The sequence below is a fragment of the Pseudomonas sp. GM33 genome, assembly GCF_000282295.1.
GTDB lineage: Bacteria > Pseudomonadota > Gammaproteobacteria > Pseudomonadales > Pseudomonadaceae > Aquipseudomonas > Aquipseudomonas laurylsulfatiphila.
This window is the reverse complement of the sequence record NZ_AKJO01000004.1, coordinates 44,762-55,727: the sequence shown is the minus strand read 5'-3', so window position 1 is coordinate 55,727 and position 10,966 is coordinate 44,762. Positions and strand designations below refer to the sequence as shown.

The window sequence follows — 10,966 nt, the reverse complement described above, 5'->3', positions numbered from 1 at the left end:
GGCTGCGATCTTTTGATCTTATCGTCAGGCCCCCTGAGAAGGACCGGCACAAGAGCATGCCGGTCCACAATCAGCCTGGAGGCCAAGTGAACAGTTGCGGGTTCACCTGCAACCCGTCAATCAACGCAACCCATCAGTACGCAAGGCCGCCGGCGTGTAGTCAAACACCTTCGCCGTCAGCCCATACTGCGTATTGCGCGCCTCTTCGTTGCGCAAGCCCAGGACCAGATAGCGTCCGGAAATCACGTCATACAGCGTTTCAGCGGCAGCGTACGTAGTCTGCTGGTCGTAGCGAAACAGCGGATGACCTTCAGCGACGCGCCACAGTTGGCCACGGCCGTCATAGTGATCGACCTCGACGATTTGCCAGGTGTCCTCGTCGATATACATATGGCGCTTGGAGTAGATATGCCGTGCATCCGACTTGAGTGTCGCCACGACTTCCCAGACACGGTGCAACTCGTAACGCGTGTGGTCCGGATTGATGTGGCCGGCCTTGACGATGTCATCGTATTTCAGCGCAGGAGATTCCAGTTTGTAGCTGTTGTACGGGATGTAGATTTCCTTCTTGCCCACCAGCTTCCAGTCATAACGGTCCGGAGCACCGTTGAACATGTCCAGGTTATCGGCGGTGCGCAGACCGTCGGAGGCTGAGCCCGGGCCGTCATAGGCCAGTTGAGGCGCGCGGCGTACCCGGCGTTGCCCGGCACTGTAAACCCAGGCCAGACGAGGTTCCTTCACCTGGTCGAGCGTCTCGTGGACCAGCGCCACGGTGCCGGCCAGTCGCGCGGGTGCAGTGACTTGCTGCTTGTAGAAATACAACAGGTTATCGGCGCGTTCGGCGGGCAGGTCCTGGACACTCTCCGGATAAATGGTTTCTTCATCGAAACGCACCAGGGTGTAGGCGCCGTCTACTTGCGGAGTGGCCTGGACATAGCTGCGGCGTGCGCTGCCCCCCAGGTAGCGGGTGATGTGGTTCCAGACGACTTCTTCACCGTTCTTCGGGATCGGGTAGGCGAAATACCCATGGAAGTTCGCCACGCCGTCACCCTTGTTGGTCGGCTGGACTTTCAACGCATTCTGCTTGGCCTCATCGGCGATGGCCTGCGGTACCGACGCCGTACGATGCGTCGGGTAGACCGGGATTTTGTAGGTCTGCGGATAACGCTTGAACAGCGCCAACTGGCCATCGGTCAACTTGGCCTGGTACTGCGTGGCATTGGCAGCCGTGATCACGAACAGCGGTTGTTCCGCCGCGAACGGGTCGGAGACGAAACCGTTGGCCGACACCTGGCCCGCCGTTTTCGGCAGGCCGCCGGTCCATGCCGGAATGCTGCCGTCGGCATTGCCCGATTTCTCGGCACCGAGCGGAGTGAGTTCAGTGCCAAGCTTGTTGGCCTCGCCAGCGGGTACAGCCGCCATGACATGGCAAGCCAACAGGCTGAGTGCCAGGATGCAACCTTTCTGAATTGTCTTGTTCATTATCAAGCCTTAAAAGTTAACGCCGAAGCTCAGCGCCACGAAATCGCGGTCGACCGAAGTGTTGAAATCGCCGCCGAAGTTGTTGGTATAACTGAGGCTGGCGGTGTAGGTGTTGCGGTAATCGGCATCGAGGCCCAGGCCGACAGACTTTGAACCCTCGGTAAACACTGGGCTGTACCCGGAAACGTCATGGGACCAGAACAGGTTCGGGGTCAGGTTCACCCCGGCAAAGACGTTGGTGTAGGCCAGCTTGGCGTAGGCGCGGTAGCCCCAGGACGAGGTGGTGTAGTAACCGTTGCGCCCGCCCTGGTTGACGTCGCCGTACACTGAATCCCGGCCGTAACGCTGCTTGTTGAGCGATTCGAGGCCACCGATGTGGGTAACGCCGATTTCGCTGGCGACGCTCAGGTAGTCAGCACCCAGCATCGGGTCAAAGATATGCACGAAAGAGGTTTGCGCCTGGGTGACTTCCTTGCGGCGATACCCCTGGATGACCTGGCCTTCTTCGCCGTCGACGGTCGATTCGGCGTTCGAACCGGTCAGCGCGCGGAAGGCCGGGTTCAACAAACCACCGCCGAGGTCGGCACTGTTGATCGTTATCGGGGCATTGGGCCGGTAGCTGATCTCGCCGCTCCAGGCCGTGCCATCGGGCAGCGTGGTCGCGAAGCTCAGGCCGTAGAGGTGGATGTCTTCCGGGTAATCCAGAGAGTAGCTGCCATTACCGGCAGCGGTCGCCAGGCCCAGGGCGAATTGTTCGTCCGGGCCCAGGCCGCTGGTGGGCAACACGTTGTTGATGAAGTTGGTCACGCCACTCGCCGGGCGCAGGGCCAGGGTCGGGGTGCGCGAGTGGTAGTTCATGTAGTAGGCACCGTATTCAGTGCCGTCACCGAGCCAGTGCAACGCCAGGCCGAACTGACCACCGTCGCGCGCCTCGTGGTCTTTGCCGCGCGGGACGAACACACCCTCACGGCCATTGAAGCCAAAGCCCAGCCCTGCCGCGGCGGCTATGGGTTCGAGCGGTTTGACTTCAGCCAGACCGGCGGTGAAGTTGTTGTTGCAACCCTTGGCGATCGGATCGGCGCCGAAGAACGTGCCGCAGTTGTCTAGGGCGTAGGGTTGCCATTCGAGCTGGTAAAAGGCCTCGAGATTCAAATTGTCGGTCAGACCTTGCGACACGTAGAGCATGTTGACCGGAATCAGACCTTCCTTGATCTCCGCGCCGGGGCGGCGCAGGGCCGCGACATCGAGCGGGTTGATCGAGTTGATCGAGTTGCCGATGAACAGGCTTTCACCCCAGCTCACGACTTGTTTGCCCAGGCGAACATCCCCGGAGCGATCGGCAATGGAGTATTTCTGCGCCACGAAGGCGTCGAGTATTTCTGTGCCGGAAGACCGCGCGGACATGTCGCGGCCGTCGTCACTGATTGGCTTGAACGGACGGTTCTCGTCCTTGAGCTCGAAGTCGTACCAGTATTTGCCCCGCACAAAGGCGCGGGTGTCTCCGTAGGTCAACTGAAGGTCATGCACGCCCTTGAAGATCTTCGAGAAGGTCTCGCCTTTCTTGAAATTCTGTCGGCCGTCGTCACCGCCGGAGGAGAAGCCGCTGCCGCCATTGGTGGTGTCGATCAGTTTCTGGCTCGGCGCCTGGGTGCCCCAACTGGCGCCAATCGACAGTGCCGAGTCGAACTGGCCCTGGATCTCGCCGATGTTGAAGTCGACCGCGAGCGCCTGACCCATGGTCGCGGCCGAAACCCCGGCCGCCAACAGGCAGCGATTGAATATTTTGCTGTGCACTGGGTGGTCCTTATTGTTGTTGTCTTGTGTTGTTGAGCAGAGGGCAGTGGCTGCGCGTCAGCTCTTTGTCTGCAGGAAACACAGCACTGCCTGGCGCTCCTCGGTCTTGCGCAGGCCGCCAAAGGCCATGGCGGTTTCAGGAAACTTCTTTGCCGGGGCTGTCAGGAATTGGTCGAGTTGCTCGACGTTCCACGTTGACTTTGCAACGGCCAGGCCTGCCGTGTAGGTGAAGCCCGGCACCGAGCCGATCGGGCGACCGACGACCCCGGCCAATTTGGGCCCCACCCGACTTTCGTCGAGCGCATGGCAAGCGCTGCACTTGGTCTGGAACACTTGTTGGCCAGCACTGGCGTCGCACTCCGCGGCCTGGCTGATGCCATGTGCCATTGCGAAACCGCTGGAAAGGATGGCCAATGCCAATCCGCGAATGGTTGTCTGCATCGTGTATCCCACTGCTAACCGGGTCTTACCGCCGTTGTGGAGTAAGTGCGGATAAGGTGGCAGTTGAAGGGGGCGGATGAATCGCTGGATGGCGACAGGGTTTCTAGCTTTCGGCGCCAATCATCAAAATCAAAAGATCGCAGCCTTCGGCAGCTCCTACAGGTGTACGCGATCCTCTGTAGGAGCTGCCGAAGGCTGCGATCTTTTGATGTTTATTTCGGTGGGCTGTACGGATCCGGTGTCCCGGCTTCAATCGGTGGATACTGTTTGAGGCTCGCCTTCAAATCCCCGACGATTTTCATCATTGGCCTCACGATCCAGGTGTTCTGCGCAAGGACATCATGCTCCTCGCGCAGGTCGGTCAGCAGGTTGATGCCTTTCGCCACGGGCAACACCTGCGGTGGGTCGTACATGTTCTCCTGCCAGATGAAGTGCAATTTCCAGTTGCGCCATTTGACAGCCGTCAACCGGTCGGCCACATAGGCCGGGAAACCTTCGCGGCTGGATTTTTCCTGTTTGCCGGTGAAGAAGTCCAACTGATCCACCCCGTCAATCGGCCGATCCTGCGGCACTTGTGCGCCCCCCACATGGGCGAGGGTGGTGTACAGGTCGACAATGTGCACGACGTCATTGGTGACGCGGCCACCGCTGATTTTCCCCGGCCAGCGCAGGATGAACGGCGCGCGCAGGCTTGCTTCCATGGCGGTGAAGTAGCTGCCGCGCCAAGGGCCGTTGGCGCCTTGCCAGGGGTAGGTCGCCTCACCTCCGTTATCGCTGGCGAAAACCACCAGGGTATTGTCTTCAATGCCCGCCGCCTTGATCGCATCGAGAATCTGCCCGCTGCGATGATCCATCTCGGCCAGCGCATCGGCCCACGAACCATTCCCGGTCTTGCCGGCGAATTCCGGGTTGGGAAGGGTGGGCATGTGCACCAGGGAGAACGGTACATAGGCAAAGAAGGGTTTCCCCGCCTTGGCATTACGCTGGATGAAGTCCACCGCGCGGGTGGCGACTTGCGCGTCGAGCGTGCGCCGGGTCGCCAAGTCCAGCCTGGCCACCTTGCGGGCCGGCTCGCCCTTGCGTGCTTCATAGATGTATTGCGCAGGTGCCAGTGACTCGTCCCAGCCCTGATTGCGCCCAATGGCCGGCTGTTCGTTGTCGGTGTCATCGGCGGCCGACCACATCGCTTCGTCATAGGTGCGCGGTATCCCGTACCACTCATCAAAACCCTGGTGAGTGGGAAAACGGTCCTCGTTGCTGCCCAGGTGCCATTTGCCCCAGATTCCGGTGGCGTAGCCGCGATCAGACAGTAACTCGGCAAGGGTGACTTCCCATTGCGTCAAACCATCCGGCGCACCGCCGCCGACCACTTTGTAGGTACCGGAGCGAATGGGAAAGCGCCCGGTCATCAGCGCCGAGCGCGACGGCGTGCACTGCGGTTCGACGTTGAAATTGGTGAAGCGCACGCCTTCGGCAGCCAGTTCATCGATACGCGGTGTTGGCGCACCACGCAGGATGCCGCCGCCGTATGCGCCGAGTTCGCCGTAGCCCAGGTTGTCCATCAGTATGACGACGATGTTGGGACTGGCCGGCTGTGCGAAAGCCGGGGCAGGGACGTTCAGTAGCGCTGCCGTGAGCGCAGCAATGGACGCTATGGAGTTCATCGACATTCCTTCGGGATCGGTTTTTCTCGCTGCGGATGCGTTACCCGAATCGCCTTGCCTCGCCTGCAAGACGATTCGTCCAACGCTCGGCACTCAGGATGTGATGCGTCAGCCCAGCAACGTCTGCGTGCGCTTGGCGGCCTTGCCACCGGCGCTGATCGCGCCGTCGATGAAGCCGCGCCAGCCTTCGCCATGGTCGCCCTGACCGAAGATGACCCGACCGCGATCCTGCTGGAAATGGTCGTAGTATTTGCCCAGCCAGTTGGGTCTGTAGCTGCAGTAGGTGCCGCGCGAATAAGGGTCGAGCGTCCACTCATAGCTGTAGCATTCCGTCACTTCGATGCCCGGGAAGAAGCTTTCGAAGACCTGCTGCACGGCGTCGCGGTCCTGGACGTCGAGCTTGTCCGGGTCGCTGCCGAAGCAGGCGAAAAGGGTGTGGTCGTCGGCCTTGGCATAGGTGGTCACCAGGCTGAGTGGCTGGTGCGAGTCGGCGATGCCCGTGTATTTACCTTCCACAGGCAGCTTGCCTTTGGTCCGCACGAACACCTTCATCCCGCTGCCGGTATGGGTTTCCTTGGCGGCCGCTACCAGCGCCGGGTCCAGGGCAGGGGAGAAAGCGATGCGCGGCAGCACGTTCATCGGCACGGCGACGATCACGGCGCCGGCCACAATGGTGTCGCCCTGTTGGGTGGTGATCAGCACCCGGTCGCCCTTGTCTTCAACTTTGGCCACCGGCGTCGACAGGCGCACTTCGGGTTGGCCGTCCGCGATCATTGCGTTGATCAGGCTGATGGTGCCGTTCTTGAAGGTGTAGCGACCGAGGGAATCGCTGAACTGCGACAGCTCCCAGCCCGGCAGAGACCACCAGCGCAGCACGTCGGCATAGGACGCTTTGTCGCTCGTGGTGTGCGAAATGCCTGCGATGTAGGCGTCCACCACGGTGCGTTGCAGCGGCGTGAGCGAGAGCTGCGCATAACGGTCGGTCGCGCTCATCGCGTCCACGGCGCTGAGCTGGTTCCAGGTGTACTTGGCGTCGTAGGGGCGCTCCCACAGCTTGCGAGCCTCGGCGAAGTAGGCATAGATCCCCTCGACGGCGCTCATCAAGTCCTTGCCCGCGAGTTCGATGCGTTTGCCCTCGTGGATCACCGACAAGGTGTCCTTGCCCGGTACGTGGTGCTCGGGGGTTTCCTTGAGTTGCAGGCCGTAACGCTCGACTTCACCCCAGACAAAGGGTTGTGTCCAGTGGATCCAGGTGCCGCCCAGTTCGATCTTGTGGCCGGCGAATTCGCTGCTGAACGTACGGCCACCGAGGCGATTGCGCGCCTCCAGCAGCAGCGTCTTGTAGCCGTGCTTGCTGCTGTCGCGGGCAGCGGTCACCCCGGCGAAACCACCGCCAATGACCACCACGTCGTAATCGCAGCCAGCGCTCTTGCAACCCTGGTTGTTTTCTTGTGCCTGCACGCCATCGATGTGCGCCGCCCCCACAGCCACCGCCGCGCCAGCTGCACTGACGACCCCGGCATCGCGCAAAAACCTGCGCCGACTGACGCCACACTGGGTGTTCACTTCACGCTCCGTCATAGCCCAACCTCTTTATTGTTGTCATCGCCCTCGGGCGTTTAGCGCACAACGGTGACAGAGAGGCCCCGCCAAGAATCGCCTAACGGCGCCAGGCAATCTGACATCTGACGCCAGCCACAACGCACCGGGATATTTGCGTCTTCGCTAGTCCCCTGTAGGAGCGAGCCTGCTCGCGATGAACCCCGGAACACCGCGGTTATCCAGCAAGCGTGCGTTAACGTCAGCGACCATCGCGAGCAAGCTCGCTCCTACAGAACGATGACACCCCGAGGGGCGAGGGACGCCCCCCTTTTATTAGGGGTAGAGAGGTGGCGATGTTTGGAGTGTAATGGCTCGTGTTTCAAGGCGATCCGAGCAAGAGGCCCATCATGTCTCATGGCAACTACACGGTGTTCAGCGAGACGCTGCTGCAACGGCATAGCGAGATCTTCAGGCCCTACCTGGAGTCCGTTGGCTTGAGTCAGGATGTCGTCGATCGCGCAGACAGCGAGGTACCACTGAGCAGTTACGTTCAGCTTCTGGAGACGACTGCCGAACATGTCGACCCCTGCCTGGGGTTGCGCATGGGCCTGGGGCAGCTGAGTCCGCCGACTTCGGGAAGCTATCTGGGCGCCTTCGGACACGCTGCACGCAGTGCCAGGGATGTCCGCGCCATGCTCAACTTCATCAGCCGCTACCTGGTGGTACATGCCCACGCCAATGAGCTGACCTGGTACTTGCGCGGTGGACGTGTGGAAGTCCACTACCAGCTGACCGACCCGAGTATTACGCGGCGCCGACAGGATGCCGAGTTTGCGATGGCCGGGCTGTACGCCACACTGTGCAAAGTCACGAATAACAAGTTCGCCCCGCTGCGGGTCGATTTCGCCCATCCACAGCCCGCCGACATCAGCCTCCACCAGCAGGCGTTCCAATGTCCATTGCGGTTCGGCCAATCCATCAATGTGATGATCTGGCCAAGCGCAATGCTCGAAGAGCCTTTGGTCACGGCCGATGAGCGCCTCTTCCAGGCGTTACAGCCGTTTCTGGAAGAACAGCGCAAGAAGCGCCTGGCGGATACCGAACTGACGTCACGCATCAGTCAGACCATTGCCGGCAATCTGCGAGCAGGCCACGTCGGCCTCGACGCGATCGCCAAGCAACTGGGTTTCAGTGCGAGGACATTGCAACGCCGACTGCAAGAACAGGACCTGGAGTTCAACACGCTGGTCGAGGAAATCCGCATTGCCAAGGCGTTGGAATACATGGAGAACTCCGCCCGCAGCATCAACGACATCGCGCTGGGGCTGGGCTACACCGAGGCCAGTTCGTTTACCCGGGCTTTCCGTCGCTGGACCGGGCTCAGTCCGCGCGAGTTTCGTCAGCATATTCGCTAAAACAACGAACAGCCCCTAAACGACAATGCCCGTATCCTGCGATATGGGCATTGTCGTTGTGGCGTTGCCTCAGAGCCAGTCGCGCAGCACCTGTTCAGTGTGCTCGCCACGTACAGGCAGCGGGCCCGGCCTGCCAGCCGGCGTACCACTGAAGCGAGGTGCCGGGTTGGCCTGGAGCATGCCATTTTCGCGGTCGAATACCTTGCGAGCCTGAAGGTGAGGGTGGTCCGCTGCCTCATCCAGGTTCAGTACCGGGGCGAAGCAGGCGTCAGTCCCCTCGAGGATTTCACACCATTGCTCGCGGGTACGCCGGGCGAAAATCGAAGCGAATTTCTCCCGCAGCTGCGGCCAGGTTTTCGGGTTGTAGCCGTTGGCGGTTTCCGGGTCGTCGCCCAGGCCAAGCTTCTCCCGCAGCAGAGCATAGAAACGCGGTTCCAAAGACCCCACGGACACATACTTACCGTCGGCGCAAAGGTAAGTGTTGTACCAGTGCGGGCCATCGAGCCCGCTTTGCCCGCGCTCGTTGGGCAATTGACCACCGGCCTTGGCGCTCAGCAGCAAATTCTGCATGTGGGCGCAGCCATCGACGATCGCGGCATCGATGACCTGGCCCTTGCCGGTAGTGCGAGCGTTCATGACGCCGGCGAGCAAACCGATGGCCAGGTAGAGCGCACCACCGCCCACGTCACCCACCAGACTTGGCGGTGCAATCGGTGCCTGCCCGGGCTGGCCGGCATACCACAGCGCACCGGCCAGCGCGATGTAGTTCATGTCATGCCCGGCGGCCTGGGCCAGCGGACCATCCTGACCCCAACCGGTCATGCGGCCGTAGACCAGACGCGGATTGCGCGCCAGGCAAACATCCGGTCCGAGGCCCAGGCGTTCCATCACGCCAGGACGCATGCCTTCGATCAGGGCGTCACAGCGTTCTACCAGGCTCAGTACGGTCTGGATGCCTTCCGGGCTTTTGAGATCAACCCCGACGGAGCGTTTGCCGCGCTTATAGATAGCACCTGCGCCCATGTCGATTTCGTCAGCAGTCTGTGCGCCACGCTCCACCAGCACCACATCTGCGCCAAGATCGGCAAGCAGCATTCCACAAAAGGGTCCAGGCCCAAGCCCCGCGATTTCAAGAACCTTAAGGCCCGACAGCGGCCCTTGTTTCGTCTGCATAGCGCTCTCCATTGAAAGTTCAGTACAGATCGATGATAGCGTTCGGACAAAACGCCCAACCCCACTCATTGGGGGTGGGTGGCAGTTCACGGCACTGGTTCAAGCTGCAGGTGATAACACGTCCATGGCCAGTCTGAAGAGGTAAGCATCGTGAACCGCAGCATTTCCACCTTGGCCGGTAGAAACACCAAACTTGACGGTGGCATTGTCTTTGGCAATACGCCGCGTCTGCGCTGGGCAAACTGGATCAAGCCCGATCAGGACAACCTGGTGGACCTCGCCACGCGCGGCCTGCTGGTGCAGCAGGCCGGCAAAAATATCCTGATAGTCGCCGGAGCCGAGGCGCTTCTGGCTCCACCACCACGAACCTGCCGTTGTCAGCCGCGTGCTCCGGGGTTGCTGGACACCCTGGCCAAACTCGGGCTTGGCGAAGGTGATATCGATGCGGTCGTACTGCCTCATCTGCATGCGCAGCTATCAACTGAACTGGCTGGCCTGGTCAGGGAAGGGGAGATGCCGCGCCTGCTGTTTCCAAATGCGCACTACATCGTGGGTGAACGCCATTGGCAGCGTGCCCGGCACCCGCATCCGCGTGACAGGGGCCAGTTTGTCTCGCCGATCATTCACCGCCTCGAGGACAGTGGCCGCCTGGTGCTGGTCAATGGCGGCCGCTGTGACCAGCTCGGCGATGGCTGGCAGTTGCATGTCTGTGATGGCTATACACCGGGACATCTGGTGCCTGAAATCGCTATGCCGGGCGGTCCGGTGGTGTATGCCGGCGACCTGATCCCGGGCATCCATTGGCTTGACCTGGATATCACCAGCGCCTACGACCGCAATCCAGAGTGCGTAGTCGGCGAGAAGGAGCGCCTGCTCGACCACCTGGTGGCAAGCGGCGGTCGGTTGTTTTTTTCCCGGGATCCTGAGATCGCCATGATCAAGGTCACGCGCGATCGGCAGGCACGTTACACGCCCTTCGACCAGCACGCTTCGTTCAGCCGATTCGAGGCCTGAGCGAGGCTGCAAAAAAAACGCCGCTTATCTCACGATGGCGGCGTTTTTTTCTTATTGCAGTGCAGTATCAGGCCTGAACGACCAAGCGGCCAACCAGCCCTGTCTGGCAAATAAAAAGTAGGGGCAGACCATTTAGCCGAGGAGGGTGACCGCCCGCACCGCCAAAATGGAACCTGCGCCTACGAAAACTGTAAGTCGCTGACAATCAACAGGCTGGTACCAAACTTGATATATCGACGCTTTTGTTTCGACTTGATGTAAGCACCAAGCCGGACAGTTCCCAATTGTTGGCCATCACAGCGATGGAAACACCACCTTTTAAGGGGGGGGTAGCGCTTGAAGAACACCACTCAGCTAGCAGTAGGGTGCTCGTTTCTGCGTTGGTAAAGTATATAACTCAACTAAATGGTTGTTTAGTTTAGTTATAAGAATTACTTATAC

General features: G+C 60.6%; 8 protein-coding genes. 2 read left to right on the top strand and 6 right to left on the bottom strand.

The window, feature by feature from the left end:
• Positions 1-120: 120 nt before the first annotated feature.
• The 5 genes from PMI26_RS28325 to PMI26_RS28345 form a co-directional block, all read right to left on the bottom strand.
• Positions 121-1,482 carry a DUF1329 domain-containing protein gene (locus tag PMI26_RS28325; RefSeq protein ID WP_007970009.1) on the bottom strand — a complete coding sequence of 454 codons (1,362 nt, stop codon included), beginning with the start codon at positions 1,480-1,482 and terminating at the stop codon, positions 121-123.
• Between the two features lie 9 nt (positions 1,483-1,491).
• Positions 1,492-3,276, bottom strand: coding sequence for a DUF1302 domain-containing protein (locus tag PMI26_RS28330; protein ID WP_007970007.1), 1,785 nt, complete (start codon positions 3,274-3,276; stop codon positions 1,492-1,494).
• A 57-nt stretch (positions 3,277-3,333) separates the two neighbouring features.
• On the bottom strand, positions 3,334-3,717 hold the full coding sequence (locus PMI26_RS28335; RefSeq protein WP_007970005.1) for a c-type cytochrome: 384 nt from the start codon (positions 3,715-3,717) through the stop codon (positions 3,334-3,336).
• A 212-nt stretch (positions 3,718-3,929) separates the two neighbouring features.
• Positions 3,930-5,381: an arylsulfatase gene (locus PMI26_RS28340; RefSeq protein ID WP_007970003.1), complete on the bottom strand. Its 1,452-nt coding sequence runs from the start codon at positions 5,379-5,381 to the stop codon at positions 3,930-3,932.
• A gap of 108 nt (positions 5,382-5,489) precedes the next feature.
• Positions 5,490-6,962 carry a flavin monoamine oxidase family protein gene (locus PMI26_RS28345; RefSeq protein ID WP_007970001.1) on the bottom strand — a complete coding sequence of 491 codons (1,473 nt, stop codon included), beginning with the start codon at positions 6,960-6,962 and terminating at the stop codon, positions 5,490-5,492.
• Positions 6,963-7,330: 368 nt separating this feature from the next.
• Here PMI26_RS28345 and PMI26_RS28350 point away from each other — a divergent pair, with 368 nt between their 5' ends.
• Positions 7,331-8,338: an AraC family transcriptional regulator gene (locus PMI26_RS28350; RefSeq protein ID WP_007970000.1), complete on the top strand. Its 1,008-nt coding sequence runs from the start codon at positions 7,331-7,333 to the stop codon at positions 8,336-8,338.
• A 69-nt stretch (positions 8,339-8,407) separates the two neighbouring features.
• Here PMI26_RS28350 and PMI26_RS28355 read toward each other — a convergent pair whose 3' ends face one another.
• Positions 8,408-9,511 carry a CaiB/BaiF CoA transferase family protein gene (locus tag PMI26_RS28355; RefSeq protein ID WP_007969999.1) on the bottom strand — a complete coding sequence of 368 codons (1,104 nt, stop codon included), beginning with the start codon at positions 9,509-9,511 and terminating at the stop codon, positions 8,408-8,410.
• Between the two features lie 150 nt (positions 9,512-9,661).
• Here PMI26_RS28355 and PMI26_RS28360 point away from each other — a divergent pair, with 150 nt between their 5' ends.
• Positions 9,662-10,525, top strand: coding sequence for an MBL fold metallo-hydrolase (locus tag PMI26_RS28360; RefSeq protein WP_007969998.1), 864 nt, complete (start codon positions 9,662-9,664; stop codon positions 10,523-10,525).
• The last annotated feature ends 441 nt before the right edge of the window (positions 10,526-10,966 follow it).